Source organism: Nocardioides sp. (assembly GCF_024509035.1).
In the GTDB taxonomy this organism is placed as follows: domain Bacteria; phylum Actinomycetota; class Actinomycetes; order Propionibacteriales; family Nocardioidaceae; genus Nocardioides.
Genome location: NZ_JANINT010000442.1, coordinates 1 through 16,958, shown reverse-complemented (window position 1 = coordinate 16,958; position 16,958 = coordinate 1). Strand labels below are relative to the sequence as shown.

Genomic DNA, 16,958 nt, shown 5'->3' with positions numbered 1-16,958 from the left:
TTGGCCTGCCGGGCGTCCGAGGCGGCACGGGCCGCGTCGTCCTCGGCGCGCTCCGCCTGCTCCGCGGCGACCTCGGCGAGCGTGGCCGCGGCGCGGAACCGGTCGTAGTTCGCATCGAGGGCGCGCTCGGCGTTCTGCAGGGTGGTGGTCTGGTCGATGACCTCGTCGATGCCGTCGGAGCCGGCGATCGCCGAGAGCGCGTTCAGCCCGGGTGAGATCTCGTAGGAGGAGACCAGTGCGTCGCCGTACGCCTGGCGCTGCCGCGTGACGTCCGCAGCGGCGAGGTCCGCGTGCTCGCGGGCCTCCCGGGCCGCGCCGCGGGCCTGCGCGGCCCGCCAGCGGGCGCCGTTGTAGGCCTCCGCCGCCTGGGCGGCGCGTACGCCGGCCTCCTGCAGCCGGTGGTCGGCCACGGCCAGCCGGGCGCGCACCGAGGCGACGTCGTCGAGCCCGTCGCGCACCGCCGCGCGCGCCTCACGGACGTCCTGGCGGGTGGGCGTCTCGTCGTCGGCGACCGCCGCTCCGGTGAGGACGCCACCGGTCAGGGCGATCGCGAGCAGCGCCGCCGCCGGGCCGTGCACGCGCATCGAGCGTCCTCTCGGGTCGTCGTCCGGCCCGTCCGACCGGGTGCCGCCCCTCGCGGCACCCGGAGCACGCTAGACAACTTCCGCCCCAAAAGGAACAAAACGTCCCAATATTCTCAGGAGACACGGCGTGGCGCCTTGACGAACTACAACGGTGTAGTTTCACGCACCTGACGTATCGGTCGCGTGGAAGCGCTCCCAATGACAGATACGTCAGGTGCGTGCGGACCCCGGGGAGGTCAGCGGTCGACGGGGACGGCCGAGGTGGTGGTCGTGGGGTGCGAGGCCAGGCCGTGTTTGTCGAACTTCTGCCCGCTGGCGATGCCGCCGAGGTAGAAGGAGACCAGCGCGATCATCACGCCGGCGACGTCGTCGGCGATGTAGTGCCAGCCGAAGTAGAGCGTGGCGACGACGGTGACGCCGAAGTTGACCCAGAAGGCGATCTGCAGCCAGCGCAGGCGGACGGTGTACTGCACCATCAGCGCCACGAGCATGGTGATCGCGACGTGCAGGCTCGCGAAGCCGGCCACCGACTGGACGGCGTCCTGCACGACGCCCCAGTAGACCTTGTTGCGGCCGTAGGCGAGCGACTCCATCAGCTGGCTGGTCGGGGTGTTCGGCAGCCCCTCGTAGATCCACGTGTACTCCAGCCCCGGACCGAGCGTCGGCAGGGCGTAGTAGGACGCCGTGCCGAGCGACCAGGCGACGCACTGGGAGGTCACGAACCAGTAGCCGTAGGACAGGTTGCGCGACCAGACCAGCCAGGCGGTCACGGCCAGGGGCACCAGCGGCAGGAACCAGAGGTAGACGTAGGACAGCGGCCAGGCCATGAAGCCCTCGCCCAGGACGGCGTGCAGCACGTGCGCCGGGTCGTGCCCGAACAGCAGCGCCCGGTCGAGGTAGTGCAGCTCGCGGTCGTACTTCACGTCGCGCACGAACGGCAGGAAGGACTTGAGGTTGCGGTAGCTGACGTAGACCACGTAGAAGCAGATGACGCCCAGCGCGACGAGCGTGAGCCGCTCGCGGTTCCAGTGCGTGCGCCACCGCTCGCGCACGACGCCCGGCATCAGCTTGGGGTTCATCTTCGAGAACCAGATCGTGCGCGGCAGCATGTCGAGCAGCAGGGCACCGAGCAGCAGCAGCGGCAGGCGCAGCCACGACGGTCCGAGGAAGCTGCCCTCCGGGTCGATCAGCCGCTTGTCGTAGACGATCGCGACGAGGATCGCCAGCACGCCCATGACGACGGCGTTGCCCACGAGCAGGGCGTAGGCACGGCGATACACGGAGGTCAGTGTAGAGACCCGGGCCCGTCAGCGCCCGCCAGGTGTCGCCAGCCGGCCGGGGTCGACGCCCAGCCGCACCGACTCCCCCGGCGCCGGGTGCGACCCGAGCCGCGCCACCGCGTCGACCTCGCCCACCCCGTCGACGTCGACGACCAGCCGGATCAGCTCCGGGGTCGCCCGTGCCGACACGACGGTCCCACGCAGCGGACCCTCCTCGTCGACGACCAGCGCCGAGCGGCGTACGGCGACCGCCGGTGCCGCGGGCAGCCCGGCCGCCCCGAGCAACGAGGCAGCCGCGGACCCCTCGAGCACCCGCGCGTAGCCGAGGAACAGCGCGGTCTCCGGGTCGGCCGGTGCCCGCCAGACCTCGCCGATGTCGCCCTGCTGCACGATCCGGCCGGCGCGCATCACCGCGAGCCGGTCGGCCACGGCGTAGGCCTCCTCCTGGTCGTGGGTGACCATCAGCGCGGTGGTGCCGGCGGCACGGAGGATCTCGCGCAGGTCGGTCGCGAGGCGCTCGCGCAGCCCGGCGTCGAGCGCCGAGAGGGGCTCGTCGAGCAGCAGCAGCCGCGGCGACACCGCGAGCGAGCGCGCGAGCGCCACGCGCTGCCGCTCGCCGCCCGAGAGGGTCGCCGGCAGGCGGTCGGCGTACCCCTCGAGGCCGACGAGGGCGAGCAGCTCGGCGACCCGCTCCGCGGCCCGGGGAGCACGTCGCAGCCGCAGCGCGTAGCCCACGTTGCGGGCGACCGTGAGGTGGCCGAAGAGCTGGCCGTCCTGGAACATCAGCGCAAACCCGCGCTTGTGCGTCGGCACGCCGGCCAGGTCCTCGCCGTCCCAGCAGATCCGCCCGCCCGCGGGCGGCTCGAGCCCGGCGACCGCCCGCAGCAGCGTGGACTTGCCCGACCCGCTGGGACCGAGGACCGCCAGCACGTGGCCGTCCTCGAGCTCGAGCGAGGCGTCGACGACGGCCGGGGTGCCGTCATAGGTGACCGTGAGGTGGTCGAGGGTCAGCATCAGAAGGCTCCCATCGAGCCCACGCGCAGCCGGTCGACGGCGAGCATCACGGCGGCCGTGGTCGCGGCGAGGACGACGGACGCGGCGAGGGCCATGCCGTAGTTCATCGCACCCGGGTGGCCGATGAGGCGGAAGATCACGATCGGCAGCGTCGGGTGCTCCTCGCGGGCGAGGAACGACGTGGCCCCGAACTCGCCGAGCGACACCGCGAACGCGAATCCGGCCGCCGCCGTCAGCGGCCGCCAGGTCGCGGGGACGTCGACGGTCGCGAACGTCCGCAGCGGCCCCGCGCCGAGCGAGGCGGCGGCCTGCCGCTGGCGGTCGTCGATGCCGCCGACCACGGGGACCAGCGTCCGGACGACCAGCGGCAGCGCCACCAGTGCCTGGGCGATCGGCACCAGCAGCGGTGAGTCGCGCAGGTCGAGCGGCGGCTGGTCGAGCGTGATCAGGAACCCGAATCCGAGCGTCACCGCGGAGACGCCCAGGGGCAGCATGAACAGGCCGTCGAGCAGCCCACGCACCCGGCGTTCGGCGCGCGTGCGCGAGCGGCGAGTGACCACGATCGTGACCAGCAGCCCGAGGGTGAGCGACATCCAGGTGGCGTCGACGGCCGTGCGCAGCGACGTCAGCAGTGCCTCGCCGACCGGCACCAGCAGCGCCTGCTGGTCACCCTCGCCGCCCAGCGCCCGGTAGTTGCCCAGGCTCCACGCGTCGTGGACGCGCAGCGATCCGGTGACCAGCGCGGCCAACGGCGCCCCGACCAGGAGCAGCACGAGGCCGGTGGCGAGCACGCCCGGCCAGTCGCCGGCCGACGGCCGCGGGGGCAGCGCGGTGGAGCGGACGAGCGTCGGGTCGGGTACGGCGCGCAGCCGGCTCATGACCACGAGCAGCGCCGTGATCGCGACGAGCTGGAGGATGCACAGCGCCGCAGCGGCCTGCAGGTCGAGCAGGTTCGTGGTGAGCAGGTAGATCTCGGTCTCGACCGAGGAGTACCGCAGCCCGCCGAGCGTGAGCACGACGCCGAACGCGGTCGCGCAGAAGAGGAACACGACGCTCGCCGCGCTGACGATCGCCGGGCGGAGCGCCGGCAGCGTCACCGTGCGGAGCACCTGGGCGGGGCTCGCCCCGAGCGCCGCCGCGGCCTCGGCCGGCCGCGGGTCGAGCGACTCCCAGGCCGCGCCGACGGCCCGGATCACCACGGCCACGTTGAAGAACACCAGGCCGGCGACGATCGCGGCCGCCGAGCCGTCCAGGCCGAGGAACCCCAGCGGGCCGGCCTCGCCGATCAGCTCGCGGAACGCGACGCCGACCACCACGGTCGGCAGCACGAACGGCACCAGCAGCAGCGACCGGAGCATCCCGCGGCCCCAGAACCGCCGGCGGTGCAGCAGGTGCGCGGCCGGCAGTCCGAGCAGCACCGCGAGCAGCGTCGCCACCGTCGAGGACCACACCGTGAACCACAGCACCCGGTGCACCCGCGGCCGGCCGAGGACCTCGAGCACCCCGCCGGGATCGAAGCGACCGTCGGTCACGAAGCCCTCGGACAGCATGCCGCTGACGGGGAGCACGAAGAACACGCCCAGCACCGCCAGGGGCACGACCGCCAGCCCCGCCAGCGTGAGCGCGCGGCCCGTCGGACCGGTCATCGCTCGCTCATCGCCGGCTCATCGGGAGGTGATGTCGCTCCACTCGCGCAGCCACTCGTCGCGGTGCTCGGTGATGTCGGCCGGGTCGACGCTCGCCGGTTCGGTGGGCTGCTTCGCGAACGTCGCCCACTCCTTCGGCAGCTCCACGCCAGCGTCGACGGGGAAGACGTACATGCTCTCCGGGAGCGCCGCCTGGACCTCCGGCGACAGCAGGAAGTCGACCAGCTCCTCGGCACCCTGGGGGTTGGCGGCCCCGTCGAGCACGCCGGCGTACTCCACCTGGCGGAAGCAGGTGTCGAGCAGCGCGCTGGTCGTGCTCCTGCCGTCCGCCACCGTGAACGCCGGGGAGGAGTCGTAGGACAGCACGATCGGCCGGTCGCCCTGGCCGCCGCCCTGGGTGAAGTCGACCTCGTAGGCGTCCGACCACCCGGCGGTCAGCAACGCGCCGTTGTCCATCAGCCTCGTCCAGTAGTCCTGCCACCCGTCCTCGCCGTACGTCGCGATCGTGGTCAGCAGGAAGGCCATCCCGGGCGAGCTCGTCGCGGCGCCGGGCAGCACGAACAGGTCCTGGTACGCCGGGTCGGTGAGGTCGTCGAGGGTCCGCGGCGGGGCGAGGTCGTGGTCGGCGAACCAGGTGTCGTCGACGTTCACGCACACGTTGCCGTTGTCGACGGGCGTCAGCGCGTGGCCGTCGTCGCCGGGCAGGCGGTACTCCTCCGCACCGTCGGGGAGCGGGGCGTCGTACGGCGCGAACACGCCCTCGTCGAGCGCCCGGGAGGCGAACGTGTTGTCGACGCCGAACGCCACGTCGCCGAGCGGGTCACCCTTGGTCAGGACCAGCTTGTTGGTGAGGATGCCGGCGTCTCCGCTCGCCCGGACCACCAGGTCGACGCCGGACTGCTGCTCGAACTGCTTGATCAGCGGCTTGGGCAGCACGAACGAGTCGTGCGTGACGAGCACGACCCGACCGGGGGCGCTGCTCGAGTCGTTGCTGCTGCCGGGCTCGTCGCCCGACGAGCTCTCGCCGATGGCCGAGCAGCCGGTGGCGGCCAGGGCAAGCCCGACCGATGCTGCGATGAGTGGCGCCAGGGCACGGGGCAAGGCATGGATGGGTCTCATCTCCGACTCCCTTCGCCGGTGCTAACCGGATCAGGTTCATAGGGTCTGCGGCGGATCCGCACTCTCAGCACGTCGGGACGTGCTCCCCTGTCTTGGCTGAAACCTTAGCGCTCGGGCAGGCGCCACCCTCAACGCGTCAGCGTGACGACCTCGTCGAGACGGGCGAGCTTGGCGGGGTTGCGCACGACGTACAGCCCCGAGACCCGGCCGTCCTCGACGACCATCGAGGCGACGGTGTCGAGCTCGCCGTCGACGACGATGCGCAGCGCGGGGGCGCCGTTCACGACCACCACGTCGGCGACCGCCTCGATGCCCTCGGAGACCGCACCCAGGAAGCGCAACACCTTGTCGCGGCCCAGGATCGGCCGGAGGGCGGCCTTCTTGAAGCCTCCGCCGTCGGTCACCAGGACCACGTCGGGCGCGAGCACGTCCATCAGGCTCTGGATGTCGCCGGTGGCGACCGCCGAGAGGAACCTCTCCATCACCCGCTCCCGCTCGGACCGGGTGGCCTCGGCCCGGGGCCGACGCTCGGCGACGTGACTGCGCGCCCGGTGGGCGATCTGGCGTACGGCGGCCGGCGTCTTGTCCACGGCCGCGGCGATCTCGTCGTAGCCGAAGTCGAAGACCTCGCGCAGCACGAACACCGCCCGCTCGGTCGGACCGAGGGTCTCCAGCAGCGTGAGCATCGCCAGCGACACGCTGTCGGCGAGCTCGACGTCCTCGGCGACGTCCGGGGTGGTCAGCAGCGGCTCGGGCAGCCACGGTCCGACGTACGACTCACGGCGCCGGGAGTTGGCGCGCATCCGGTTGAGCGCGAGGCGGGTGGTGATCCGCACCAGGTAGGCGCGCTCGTCGCGCACCTCGGCCCGGTCGACGTCGACCCAGCGCAGCCAGGTCTCCTGGAGCACGTCCTCGGCGTCGGCGGCCGAGCCGAGCATCTCGTAGGCCACCGTGAACAGCAGGTTGCGGTGCCGGACGAAGTCGTCGGTGGAGTCGGGTGCGCTCATGACCGCATCACGTCAGCAGACGGTACGGCGAGCGGCAGCTCGCACACATCCGAATATCCCTGGCTCTGCAGGCCGGCTGCGGAGTTGAACCGCGAGCGCATGTTCTCCAGCGCGATCATCTGGGTGAGCTCCACGACCGCCGGGGTGCCGAGCTGGTCGATCAGCCGGGCCACGAGCTCGTCGGTGACGGTGAGCGGGGTGGTGCTCATCGCCTCGGCGTACTCGAGGACGTCGCGCTCGAGCGGCGTGAAGACGTCCGACTCGCGCCACCGGGGCACCTCGCGGACCTTGGCGAGGTCGAGCCCCTCGTTGTGGGCGAGGAAGTAGCCGAAGTCGAGGCACCAGCTGCAGCCGATGACGCCGGCGCTCGCGAGCTGGGCGTAGGACTTCAGCGTGGGGTCGAGCGCGCGCCACGTCGCGACCCGCTGCTCGAACTTCAGCACGGCCTTCAGCACCGGGCGGTGGTGCCACAGGACGTAGGCGTTGTCGGGGATCTGGCCGTAGGTGCGACGGGCGTAGGCGGACATGGCCCTGCCGTACAGGCCGGTCACGCCGGCCTTCGGGATCCGGAACGTGCTGGGCATGGGTGCTCCTCCTCGATGGTGAGTGCGTCGACCACCAGACACCGGGCGCGCCCGATCTGTGACAGGGCGGCTGTGGGAGGCTGCGAAGCATGAGTCCGAGCCGTCGCCACGAGGCGCTCGCCTGGGTCGTCCCGCGGCTGCGCCGCTCCCGCGAGCTGGACACGGTCGAGGCCGAGAGGGCCCGTCTCGCGAGGTGGCACGCGGGCCTGGGCCGCCAGCTGCCGACCCGGCTGGTGCCCCGGTTCGCCCGGCGGTTCTCGGTGGTCACCGAGGTGCTGACGGGCTCCGCCGGCGAGTTCGCGTCGTACGTCATCACGCCGCGCGGCACCGACCCGCACCGCACGGTGGTCTACCTCCACGGCGGCGGGTACGTCGCGCCGATCGACCCGTTCCACGTCCGCTACGCCTGCCGGCTGGCGACCGACCTCGGCGCTCGGATCGTGCTGCCCGACTACCCGCTCACCCCCGAGCACACCTGGCGTCACTCCCACGACGCCATCTGCGACCTGACGGCGCGCTGGGCCGGGGACTCCGAGGAGCTGGTCCTCGCCGGCGACTCCGCGGGCGGCGGCTACGCGCTGGCGATCGCCCTCACGCTGCGCGACCGGGGCGGGACCCAGGCCTCCCGCCTGCTGCTCCACTCACCCTGGGTCGACCTGACGACCAGCGCGCCGGAGACCGAGCGGTTCACGGTCCGCGACCCGTGGCTGTTCCTCGGCAAGCTGCGGGCGTACGCCGGCTGGTGGGCCGGCTCGCCCGACGACCTCGCCCGGCCCGAGGTGAGCCCGGCGCTGGCCGACCTGACCGGGTTGCCGCCGGCGCTGATGTTCTGCGGCACCCGCGACACGCTCGCGCCCGGCTGCCGGCTGCTCGCGCGCCGGGCCGAGGAGGCCGGCTGGGACCTGACCTACGTCGAGCGCCACGACCTGATCCACGTCTACCCGCTGCTGCCGCTCATCCCCGAGGCGCGCGCGGCCTACCGCCGGACCCTGGAGTTCCTCTCGTGATCTGCACCGCCGTCCCGTTCGACCAGCTCGACGCCGCCACGGTCTACGCCGTGTGCCGGCTGCGCCAGGACGTCTTCGTCGTCGAGCAGGAGTGCCCCTACCCCGATCTCGACGGCCGCGACGTCGAGCCTGGAACCCGGCACGTGCTGCTGAGCGAGGACGATCTGCTGGTCGGCTACGCCCGGGTGCTCGACGACGGCGACGTGTGGCGGATCGGCCGGGTGCTGCTGGTGCCCGAGGCGCGTGGCCGCGGACTGGCCGACGTCATCATGCAGACCGCGCTGTCGGTGGCCGCGGGTCGTGACGTGGTGCTGGACGCCCAGTCGCCGTTGACCGGGTGGTACGCGACGTTCGGCTTCGAGGTGTCGGGACCGGAGTTCCTCGAGGACGACATCCCCCACACCCCGATGCGGCTCAGACGCTGACGGGTCGTCCGCCTCTCGCGCCTGTATGCGCCACCCTCAGGCGGACGACCCGATCGGCGCCGCGGAGAACAGCACGCCCCCGGGCGTCTCCTCGCGGGTCGCCCGACCCCGCGCGACCAGCAGCTCGAGGTGCGCCTTGGTCTCCATGGCGGCCATGCCCTGGCTGAACGGGTCGAGCTCGTCGTACGACTTCTCGTGGCGTGTCCAGGCGAGCTGGTGCGCGACGGTGAAGCCAGTGGCCGGGGCGTCGGCGATCGCCGCCAGGCTCTGCTCGAGGCGGTCGTCGTGGAAGGAGAGCAGCTCGTCGACCCGGGCGTGCGACGACGGCGCGACCGGGCCGTGCGCAGGAAGGATCTGGAGGTCCGGCAGCGCACGCACCTTGGTCAGCGACGCCATGAAGTCGCCGAGCGGGTCGGGCGTCGGCGGCACGGTGAACCCGATCGAGGGGGTGATCGTCGGCAGCACGTGGTCGCCGGCGAACAGCAGCCCCGCGCCGCGATCGGCGAACACGTAGTGGCCCGGCGTGTGGCCCGGGGTGTGCACCGCGTCGAGGGTCCGGGTGCCCACGGCGATCCGCTGGTCGCCCTCGAGCCAGGTGTCGGGGAGCAGCCAGATCGCGGGGTCCGGCCGCTCGCCGCCTCCCGCCGCCCACAGCTCGGCGAGCTCGTGCGCGCCGGCGGTCCGCAGCACCTCCAGGAACGGGCTCTCGTCGAGCGTCGGGTCGTTGAGCAGGTCGAGCGCCGGCTTGTCACCGAGGCCGAGCGCCACGTCCGCGCCGTACTCGTGGCCGAGGACGGTCGCCATCGTGAAGTGGTCGCGGTGCACGTGGGTGACCAGGAACCGGCGGATGTCGCCGAACCCGTAGCCGATGTCGCGCAGGCAGCGCTCGAGCAGGTCGCGCGCGACCTCGATCGCCCAGCCGCCGTCGATGAGCGTGAGCCCGTCGGCGGTCTCGAGGACGTAGACGTTGATGGCCTTGAGGCCGTCCATCGGCAGCGGGAGCGGGATCCGGTGGATGCCGTCGGTCACCCGCCAGGCGCCTTCCTTGCTCCAGTGCTCGCCGGAGTCCGGCGAGACGGCGTACGCCGTGGGGGTCGTCGACGAGCTCACATCGCGGACCTTACGGGGCCACGTCCGGGAACCCGAGGTCGAGGGTGGGCTGCTGGATGCCGCCGTCGATCTCGAGCAGCTTGCCGGTCACGTACTGCCCGGCCCGCGAGGCGAGGTAGACGACGCCGGCCGCGATGTCCTCGGGCTCGCCGACGCGGCCCAGCGGCGTCTTGGTCTCGAGCTGGCTCATCAGCTCGGGCTGCCCGGCGACGTACTCCAGGGCGCTGGTCATGATCGACCCGACGTAGATGCCGTTGACGCGGATGCGCGGGGCGAGGTCCTGGGCGGCCATCTTCGTCCAGTGCGCGAGGGCGGCCTTGGCGGTGCCGTAGGCGATGAAGCCGCGGTCGGCGGTGCGGCCCATCATCGAGCTGATCGTCACGACGCTCTGCTGGCCGTCGGGCGACGTCAGCATCAGCGGCACCGCGGCGCGGGTGAGCGCGTGCGCGGTGGTCACGTTGAAGCTGAACGCCTCGTTGAGGAACTCGTTGCTCGTGTCGAGGAACGCGGTCGGGAACGTGCCGCCGACGTTGTTGACCACCGTGTCGAGCCGGCCGAACTCGTCGTACGCCGCCTGCGCGAGTCCGGCGACCGCGTCGAGGTCGCTGAGGTCGGCGGCGACCACGAGGGCACGCCGTCCGGTCGCCCGGATCTGCTCGGCGACCCGGTCGAGCTGCCGCTCGGTGCGCGCCGAGATGAGGACGTCGGCGCCGGCCTCAGCGAGCGCGACGGCCGTGGCGGCTCCGAGGCCACGGCCGGCGCCGGTGACGATCGCGGCCTGGCCGGTGACGCCGAACCTGTCGAGGATCGTCATGACGTGCTCACCAGGCCCTTGCCGGTCACCAGCGGCAGGTCGAGGGCGGTGACGAGGCCGCCGGGCGAGGCGACGACGGCGGGGACGGCGTTCACGATCCGCTGCGCGGTGACGATCATCCCCGAGACGTTGTGGTCGCCGTGCTCGCCGTGGTGGGTGAAGTCGAGCTGCATGAACGGCTCGCCGGAGACGACGACGCGGTAGCACCCGTCGCCCTGGAGCGGCGTCGGCCACTCGGGCACCTGGTCGGGCGCCGTACGCGTGATGTGGTCGAGGACCACGCGCGGGACGCCGTCGACCTTGCCGATGACCTGGAAGCGGACCGCGCCCATCGTGCCCGCCGCGACGTCGCCCGAGACGCTGGCGGTGTCGACCTCGGCGGGGCGGCGGTCGACCTCCTCGGTGAGCGGCTCGTCGAGGACGACGCCGAGGCCGGCGGCGATCTGGCGCACGACGCTGCCCCAGGCCATGGAGAGGATGCCCGGCGCCCAGAGGAACCCGGGCTCGTCCATCGGCTTGCCGAAGCCGAACAGGTCGTTCATCACGACGGGCTGGTAGTAGGTGGAGTAGTCGCAGATCTCCATCACCCGCACCTCGTCGATGCGCTGGCTCAGGCTGGTCAGCACCAGCGGCAGCACGTCGTTGGCGAAGCCGGGGTCGATGCCGTTGACGTGCAGGCTCGCGCCGGTGCGCTCGCCGGCCTTGGCGATCCGCTCCATCGTCTCCGGCGGCAGGATGTGCTCGGGCCACTGCAGCAGCACCGGCCCGCTCGAGGTCACGTTGATGCCGGCCTCGAGGAAGTCGACGAGGTCCTCGATCGCCTCGAACACCCGGTCGTCGGTCATCGCCGTGTGCACGATCGCGTCGGGCTTCATCGCCAGCAGCGCCTGCTTGTCGGTGGTGGCCCGGACCCCGAGCTCGCGGCCCAGCTCGGCCAGCTCGCCGGCGTCCTTGCCGTCCTTGTCGGGGTTGGACACCCACACGCCGACCAGCTCGAGGTCCGGGTGGGCGTCGATGCCCGCGATCGCGTGCCGCCCGACGGTCCCCGTGGACCAGACGACGACCTTCAGAGGTTCTGACATGCGGGCAATCTAGAACACGTTCTAGTCCCGTGGGAAGGGTGTCGGAATCCCCGGTCCACCGGGGGAACATGCGCTTGTCAGGAGTTGCCACGGCCGACAAGCGGGAGAAACCCCGGTGGAACGGGGATCCTCCACCACCGTCAGACCGGCTCTGGCGTCACGATCGGGCAGCGGGTGCCGGAGTAGATCGTGGGCATGCAGCGGTTGCAGTGGATGCAGACACCGGCGGTGGCGCGGCCGGACCGGAGCCTGTCGACCAGGTCGGGCTCGCGGAGCAGCGCGCGACCCATGGCGACGAAGTCGAAGCCGTCGGCCATCGCCTGCTCCATGGTCTCGAGCCGGTTGATGCCGCCGAGCAGCATCAGCGGCATCGACACCGCCGAGCGGAACCGCAGCGCCTTCTCGCGGAAGTAGGCCTCCTCGAAGGGGTAGACCTTCATGAAGCTGCGGCCGACCGGCGTCTTCATCCCGAGGCGTACGACGAGCGGCATCGTGGCCGCGAACTCCTTGACCGGCGCGTCGCCGCGGAACAGGTACATCGGGTTCATCAGCGACGAGCCGCCGCTGAGCTGCAGGGCGTCCAACGTCCCGTCGGACTCCAGCATCTGGGCGTACGCCACGCCCTCCTCGGTGGTGACCCCGCCACGGAAGCCGTCGCCCACGCTGACCTTCGCGGTGATCGCGGCGTCCGAGCCGATCTCGTCGCGCACGGCGCGGGCGACCTGCCGGCCCAGCCGCGCCCGGTTCTCCAGCGACCCGCCCCACCCGTCCTTGCGGCGGTTGAGCCCCGGCGCGAGGAAGGAGGAGATCAGGTAGCTGTGGGCCATGTGCAGCTCGAGGACGTCGAAGCCGGCGCGCACCAGCGTCCGTGCGGCGGCGACGTAGTCGCGGGTGATGCGCGTGAGGTCGGCCTCGGTCGCGGCCTTGATCATCTGCATCGAGAGCGGGCTCGGCATCCGGCTGGAGCTGAGCGCCTTGACGCCGTTGGAGCGCCCGTTGGCGACCGGCCCGGCGTGCCCGACCTGGCCGGCGATCGCCGCGCCCGACTCGTGGATCGCGTCGGCGAGCCGGGTCAGGCCACCGAGGGTGCGCTCGCCGACGACGACCTGCTCGCGATGGGTGCGCCCTTCGGGGGCGACCGCGAGGTACGCGACCGTCGTCAGGCCGACGCCGCCGCGGGTCACCGCGAGGTGGTAGTCGATCAGCTCGTCGGTCACCTGGCCGTGCGGGGCGCGCCCCTCGAACGTCGCGGCCTTGACCGTGCGGTTGCGCAGCTGCACGGGCCCGAGCATGGCGGGGGCGAAGACGTCCGCAGTCATGCCCGCAAATCTAGAACAGGTTTCAGTTCCTGGCGAGACCGGACCGGCTGTGGCGGCGCAGCCACAGCAGGCCGGCCACCGGCAGGATCGCCGGCACGAAGCCGTAGCCGATGCCGTAGTCCGACCACACCGAGGCGTCGGGGAACCAGTCGCGGACCACCAGGCTCAGCGTCCCGACCGTCACCACACCGCCCAGCTCGACCCAGAGCATCACGCTCGCGAAGCGGGTGTCGCCGGCGGCGGCGGTGCGGATGGCGTACCACCCCAAGGCGTAGGTCACGGCGGCGCCCAGCGAGAGCCAGTAGGCGACCGGCGCCTCGTCGTACTGCGTGGTGAGCTGCACCAGCGAGCGGGCGCCCGCCGCGAGGGTGAACAGGGCGTAGAGGGCGAGCAGCACCTGGTGGGGGCCGCTGCGGCGCGCCGCGCTCATGCGGTCATCTGCAGACGTACGGCGACCACCCCGACCGCCACGGCCGCGACCGCGACGACGGCCGACGACCACGGCGCTCGATCCCCCTGGACCGAGCGCATCGCGATCGGCAGGACGCACACCGAGGCGAAGAGGTAGCCGACATAGGTCGAGGTCGAGTCGGGCCGGTCCTCCCCCAGCAGCGGGCCGAGACCCGCGAGCGCCCGGACGACGAGCAGCACCTCGAGCATCCAGGCCATCTGGTCGAGCCACCCGGGCCGCTCGGCCCCCCGGACGGCGACCACCACGGCGAGGACGAGCACGAGGGCGGCGTACCCGACCACGATCCAGGTGATCTGGGTGCTGACGCTCGGCATGGCAGCATCATCGACCATGCCGTCCGAGGAGCCGCCCGAGGGCCTGGTCGCCGCGCTGCGCGCCGCCGGGTGCGTCTTCGCCGAGGACGAGGCGCGCCAGCTGGTCGGCGCAGCCGAGGACGAGGCCGCACTGACCCGGATGCTGGCCGAGCGGGTGGCGGGGACGCCGCTCGAGCAGGTCGTGGGGTACGCCGAGTTCGCCGGCCTGCGGATCGCCGTGGCACCGGGCGTCTTCGTGCCGCGTCTGCGCTCGACGCTGCTGGTGCGCGAGGCCGCGGCCGGCGTGGGGGCAGGCGACGTGGCCGTCGACCTGTGCTGCGGCACCGGCGCGATCGGCGCAGCCCTGCTGGAGGCCGTGCCCGGCGTGGAGGTGTACGCCGCCGACCTCGACCCGGCCGCGGTCGACTGCGCGCGGCGCAACCTGCCGGCCGACCGGGTCTTCGCGGGCGACCTCTACGCGGCCCTGCCGGACCGGCTGCGCGGCCGGGTGGCGGCGCTGGTCGCGAACGCGCCGTACGTCCCCACCGACGCGATCGCGACGATGCCACCCGAGGCCCGCGACCACGAGCACCGCGTCGCCCTCGACGGCGGCGATGACGGGCTGGACGTCCAGCGCGGCGTGGTCGCCGGAGCGCCCGACTGGCTGGCACCGGGCGGGCGGGTGCTCGTCGAGACCAGCCGCCGCCAGGCGCCGCACACCGCGCGGCTGATGGCGGCGGCCGGGCTGCTGCCCCGCGTCGTCACCGACGACGACGTCGACGGCACCGCGGTCGTGGGCGTGCGGCAGGTGTGAGTCGAGGGCCGACTCAGGCCCACGTGCGCACGGTCTCGGCGAGCGGGACCGTGGGGCGGCCGAGGAGTCCGGCGAGGTGCCCGGTGGTGAGGCCGAGCAGCCCCGCCGCGATGTCCTGGTCGAGCGCGACGACGAAGCCGGCGGTCCCCTGGTCGAGCCCGGCCGAGAGGAGCGCCTCGCGGTGCTCCTCCGGGGTGAGCGAGCGGTAGGTCACCTCGCGGCCGAGCACGTCCGCGAACGCCGCCGCGAGCTCGCCGTACGTCCAGGCGGCGTCGCCGAACAGCTCGTAGACCGCGCCCTCGTGGCCGTCGGTGGTGAGCACGACGGCGGCCGCCTCGGCGAAGTCCGAGCGCGGTGCACTGGCCACCCGGCCCTCGCCGGCGCTGCCGAGGACCAGGCCGCTCTCGCGGGCCTGCTCGAAGGTCGGCCGGTAGTTCTCGGTGTACCAGCCGTTGCGCAGGAACGTGAACGGCAGCCCGCTCGCGCGGATCAGGGCCTCCGTGGCCGCGTGCTCGGGCGCGACCGTGAGCGCGGTGTCGTCGGCGGCGGGTGCGCTCGTGTAGGCGATGCGGCCGACGCCGGAGCGCACGGCGAGGTCGACGATCGCGCGGTGCTGCGGGACCCGGCGCCCGACCTCGCTGCCCGAGACCAGCAGCAGCACGTCGCCCGCGCCGAGCCAGTCCACCGACTCGGGGACGTCGTCGTAGTCGAGGCGCTCGACGCGCACCCCGCGGTCGGCGAGGTCCTGCAGCCGGTCGACCCCGCGGCCGGTGGCCACGATCCCCTCCGCCCCGCGCTCGAGGAGGGACTCCACGACCAGGCGGCCCAGGTGTCCGGTGGCTCCGGTGACGACGATCGACATGCGCTTCCTCCAGGGTGGTGCGAACGGGGGTGACGTCGACGGAACCTCGCGGCGGCCGGACACCTTCCCGGTCGGCAGTACCGACTTTCAAGTGGGGTACCCACCTGGAGGTAAGGTAAGGCCGTGGCCACCGTCCGCGAGCTCCAGCTCGACACCTCCTGCCCCGTCACCCGATTGCTCGTCGAGCACGTCACGAGCAAGTGGGGCGTGCTGGTGCTGCTGGCGCTCGACGACCGCACGCTGCGCTGGAGCGAGCTCAAGCGCGAGATCGACGGGGTCAGCGAGAAGATGCTGATCCAGACGCTGCAGACGCTCGAGGCCGACGGCCTCGTGCACCGCGAGGCCCTGCCGGTCGTGCCCCCGCACGTGGAGTACTCCCTGACCGCCGACGGCCGCGACGCCGCGGCCCTGCTCGCGCCGCTGGTCGGCTGGGCCCAGCAGCACGTCCGCGACCGGAGCGCCGCCGCGGTCAGCTGAGGACGAGCCGGGTCACCAGGGCGTTGTGGTCGCTGTTGAAGCCGCCGACGACCCACTGACCCGCGAACCGCATCCGCCCGGCCCGGTAGGCGTCGCGGTCGACGTACACGTAGTCGATGCGCCGGCCGTTGGGCGGGAAGGTCGGGGCGACGTCGGCGCCGAGCGCCTGGTACGACGACACCGCGGTGTCGGACAGGGCGCGCCGCGGTCCGCCAGGGGGCCGGTGCGCCGCGTCGGCGCGGGCATCGAAGTTGTAGTCACCGGTGCCGACGACCCAGCGCCCCGGCGCCGTGCGCCAGGTGTTGGCGATCCGGGCGAGCTGGTTGCGCGCGCGGAAGGCGTTGATCGTGTCCGTCCAGCGGCCGGGGCGGTCGAGGTCCTCGATCGCCTGGGGCAGGTGGGCGTTGATCACCGTCAGCAGCCGGCCGGTCTCGCGGTGGCGCAGGGTGACGACCCCGACCAGGCGGTTGCCGAACGGGAAGCGGCCCTCGCGCCAGCTCACGCCGAGCGCCACCTGGCGCTGCTTGGCCGAGACCAGGGAGAACTCCGAGCGGCGCCAGGACACCGCGATCTCCGAGGTGCGCTTGCCGAAGGGGAAGATCTTCGTCTCCCAGTCCGACAGCGACTTGAGCACGCCGGCGAACTGGTCGGCCTCCTGCCAGCCGACGATGTCGACGCCGGCCCGGCTGGTCAGCCGGCGGGCGTCCTGGGAGGCCTGCGCAGGCGCGAGCCTGCGGTACATGTTCATGCTCGCCACGCCGACGTGGATCCGCTTGAGCCGGATCGGCCGGAGCCCGGCGGACGCGCTCTCCCCGCCACGGGCGGAGGGGCTCGTCAGGACCCGTTGAGGCGCGGCGGGCGGCGCCGTCCGGGGCGTGGTCGCGTGCGGCCGGGTCGCGTACGGCGCGGAGACCTGGGCGGCGACGACCGCCTGTGCCGGGGGATCGGGCTCCTGGTCGACCAGCGGCGCGACCAGGAACCCGACGAGCGTCGCGAGCACGAGCAGCGGCGGCGGACCCATCCACCTGCGGGCGCGCGGGGACGCGTCA

19 protein-coding genes and 1 riboswitch are annotated in these 16,958 nt (G+C 72.9%); of the genes, 4 read left to right on the top strand and 15 right to left on the bottom strand.

Going from position 1 to position 16,958, the window contains the following annotated elements:
* The 7 genes from Q0L15_RS24035 to Q0L15_RS24005 form a co-directional block, all read right to left on the bottom strand.
* Positions 1–584: hypothetical protein (locus tag Q0L15_RS24035; RefSeq protein WP_296607381.1), on the bottom strand; the 584-nt coding region annotated here is incomplete at its 3' end.
* A 236-nt stretch (positions 585–820) separates the two neighbouring features.
* Positions 821–1,864, bottom strand: a complete 1,044-nt coding sequence (locus Q0L15_RS24030) for a phosphatase PAP2 family protein (protein ID WP_296607380.1) — start codon at positions 1,862–1,864, stop codon at positions 821–823.
* 27 nt (positions 1,865–1,891) lie between these two features.
* Complete coding sequence (locus tag Q0L15_RS24025; RefSeq protein WP_296607379.1) at positions 1,892–2,878, bottom strand: ABC transporter ATP-binding protein; 987 nt, start codon at positions 2,876–2,878, stop codon at positions 1,892–1,894.
* A complete protein-coding gene (locus Q0L15_RS24020; RefSeq protein WP_296607378.1) occupies positions 2,878–4,524 on the bottom strand; it encodes an iron ABC transporter permease in 1,647 nt (548 codons plus the stop codon). The genes Q0L15_RS24025 and Q0L15_RS24020 overlap by 1 nt, the downstream gene beginning before the upstream one ends.
* 18 nt (positions 4,525–4,542) lie before the next feature.
* Entirely contained in the window at positions 4,543–5,643 is a 1,101-nt protein-coding gene (locus tag Q0L15_RS24015; protein ID WP_296607377.1) for a thiamine ABC transporter substrate-binding protein, read from the bottom strand.
* A riboswitch (TPP riboswitch) is annotated at positions 5,634–5,742 on the bottom strand. Its footprint overlaps the gene before it by 10 nt.
* Before the next feature lie 29 nt (positions 5,743–5,771).
* The gene (locus Q0L15_RS24010; RefSeq protein WP_296607376.1) at positions 5,772–6,650 is read right to left on the bottom strand and encodes an RNA polymerase sigma-70 factor; all 879 of its coding nucleotides are present in this window, start codon (positions 6,648–6,650) and stop codon (positions 5,772–5,774) included.
* Positions 6,647–7,234, bottom strand: a complete 588-nt coding sequence (locus Q0L15_RS24005) for a carboxymuconolactone decarboxylase family protein (protein ID WP_296607375.1) — start codon at positions 7,232–7,234, stop codon at positions 6,647–6,649. Before Q0L15_RS24005 ends, Q0L15_RS24010 begins: the two co-directional genes overlap by 4 nt.
* Before the next feature lie 89 nt (positions 7,235–7,323).
* On the opposite strand from Q0L15_RS24005, the gene Q0L15_RS24000 reads away from it, so the two are divergent.
* Positions 7,324–8,241 carry an alpha/beta hydrolase gene (locus Q0L15_RS24000; protein WP_296607374.1) on the top strand — a complete coding sequence of 306 codons (918 nt, stop codon included), beginning with the start codon at positions 7,324–7,326 and terminating at the stop codon, positions 8,239–8,241.
* Entirely contained in the window at positions 8,238–8,666 is a 429-nt protein-coding gene (locus Q0L15_RS23995; protein WP_296607373.1) for a GNAT family N-acetyltransferase, read from the top strand. The genes Q0L15_RS24000 and Q0L15_RS23995 overlap by 4 nt, the downstream gene beginning before the upstream one ends.
* A 36-nt stretch (positions 8,667–8,702) precedes the next feature.
* Here the strand turns inward: Q0L15_RS23995 and Q0L15_RS23990 are convergent, their stop codons facing one another.
* The 6 genes from Q0L15_RS23990 to Q0L15_RS23965 form a co-directional block, all read right to left on the bottom strand.
* A complete protein-coding gene (locus Q0L15_RS23990) occupies positions 8,703–9,776 on the bottom strand; it encodes an MBL fold metallo-hydrolase (RefSeq protein WP_296607372.1) in 1,074 nt (357 codons plus the stop codon).
* A gap of 10 nt (positions 9,777–9,786) precedes the next feature.
* Positions 9,787–10,590: an SDR family oxidoreductase gene (locus Q0L15_RS23985; protein ID WP_296607371.1), complete on the bottom strand. Its 804-nt coding sequence runs from the start codon at positions 10,588–10,590 to the stop codon at positions 9,787–9,789.
* Positions 10,587–11,672, bottom strand: a complete 1,086-nt coding sequence (locus tag Q0L15_RS23980) for a diacylglycerol kinase (RefSeq protein ID WP_296607370.1) — start codon at positions 11,670–11,672, stop codon at positions 10,587–10,589. Before Q0L15_RS23980 ends, Q0L15_RS23985 begins: the two co-directional genes overlap by 4 nt.
* A 140-nt stretch (positions 11,673–11,812) precedes the next feature.
* Complete coding sequence (locus Q0L15_RS23975; protein ID WP_296607369.1) at positions 11,813–12,991, bottom strand: NADH:flavin oxidoreductase; 1,179 nt, start codon at positions 12,989–12,991, stop codon at positions 11,813–11,815.
* 22 nt (positions 12,992–13,013) lie between these two features.
* Positions 13,014–13,421 (bottom strand): hypothetical protein, encoded by a 408-nt coding sequence (locus Q0L15_RS23970; protein ID WP_296607368.1) that lies wholly within the window; start codon positions 13,419–13,421, stop codon positions 13,014–13,016.
* Positions 13,418–13,777: a hypothetical protein gene (locus tag Q0L15_RS23965; protein WP_296607367.1), complete on the bottom strand. Its 360-nt coding sequence runs from the start codon at positions 13,775–13,777 to the stop codon at positions 13,418–13,420. Before Q0L15_RS23965 ends, Q0L15_RS23970 begins: the two co-directional genes overlap by 4 nt.
* 16 nt (positions 13,778–13,793) lie before the next feature.
* Here Q0L15_RS23965 and Q0L15_RS23960 point away from each other — a divergent pair, with 16 nt between their 5' ends.
* Positions 13,794–14,570 (top strand): putative protein N(5)-glutamine methyltransferase, encoded by a 777-nt coding sequence (locus Q0L15_RS23960; RefSeq protein ID WP_296607366.1) that lies wholly within the window; start codon positions 13,794–13,796, stop codon positions 14,568–14,570.
* Between the two features lie 13 nt (positions 14,571–14,583).
* Here the strand turns inward: Q0L15_RS23960 and Q0L15_RS23955 are convergent, their stop codons facing one another.
* Entirely contained in the window at positions 14,584–15,432 is an 849-nt protein-coding gene (locus Q0L15_RS23955) for an SDR family oxidoreductase (protein ID WP_296607365.1), read from the bottom strand.
* 123 nt (positions 15,433–15,555) lie between these two features.
* Between Q0L15_RS23955 and Q0L15_RS23950 the strand changes: the two genes are divergently transcribed.
* Positions 15,556–15,909, top strand: coding sequence for a helix-turn-helix domain-containing protein (locus Q0L15_RS23950; protein ID WP_296607364.1), 354 nt, complete (start codon positions 15,556–15,558; stop codon positions 15,907–15,909).
* Here Q0L15_RS23950 and Q0L15_RS23945 read toward each other — a convergent pair.
* The coding region (locus tag Q0L15_RS23945; protein WP_296607363.1) for a hypothetical protein at positions 15,902–16,958 on the bottom strand (1,057 nt) is incomplete at its 5' end. The two genes, Q0L15_RS23950 and Q0L15_RS23945, sit on opposite strands and share 8 nt — an antisense overlap.

Coding starts and splice junctions, on each gene's coding strand:
- Q0L15_RS24025 (WP_296607379.1), bottom strand. CDS start 2,878: ATGCTGACCCTCGACCACCTCACGGTCACCTATGACGGCACCCCGGCC.
- Q0L15_RS24020 (WP_296607378.1), bottom strand. CDS start 4,524: ATGACCGGTCCGACGGGCCGCGCGCTCACGCTGGCGGGGCTGGCGGTC.
- Q0L15_RS24015 (WP_296607377.1), bottom strand. CDS start 5,643: ATGAGACCCATCCATGCCTTGCCCCGTGCCCTGGCGCCACTCATCGCA.
- Q0L15_RS24010 (WP_296607376.1), bottom strand. CDS start 6,650: ATGAGCGCACCCGACTCCACCGACGACTTCGTCCGGCACCGCAACCTG.
- Q0L15_RS24005 (WP_296607375.1), bottom strand. CDS start 7,234: ATGCCCAGCACGTTCCGGATCCCGAAGGCCGGCGTGACCGGCCTGTAC.
- Q0L15_RS24000 (WP_296607374.1), top strand. CDS start 7,324: ATGAGTCCGAGCCGTCGCCACGAGGCGCTCGCCTGGGTCGTCCCGCGG.
- Q0L15_RS23985 (WP_296607371.1), bottom strand. CDS start 10,590: ATGACGATCCTCGACAGGTTCGGCGTCACCGGCCAGGCCGCGATCGTC.
- Q0L15_RS23980 (WP_296607370.1), bottom strand. CDS start 11,672: ATGTCAGAACCTCTGAAGGTCGTCGTCTGGTCCACGGGGACCGTCGGG.
- Q0L15_RS23975 (WP_296607369.1), bottom strand. CDS start 12,991: ATGACTGCGGACGTCTTCGCCCCCGCCATGCTCGGGCCCGTGCAGCTG.
- Q0L15_RS23970 (WP_296607368.1), bottom strand. CDS start 13,421: ATGAGCGCGGCGCGCCGCAGCGGCCCCCACCAGGTGCTGCTCGCCCTC.
- Q0L15_RS23965 (WP_296607367.1), bottom strand. CDS start 13,777: ATGCCGAGCGTCAGCACCCAGATCACCTGGATCGTGGTCGGGTACGCC.
- Q0L15_RS23960 (WP_296607366.1), top strand. CDS start 13,794: ATGCCGTCCGAGGAGCCGCCCGAGGGCCTGGTCGCCGCGCTGCGCGCC.
- Q0L15_RS23955 (WP_296607365.1), bottom strand. CDS start 15,432: ATGTCGATCGTCGTCACCGGAGCCACCGGACACCTGGGCCGCCTGGTC.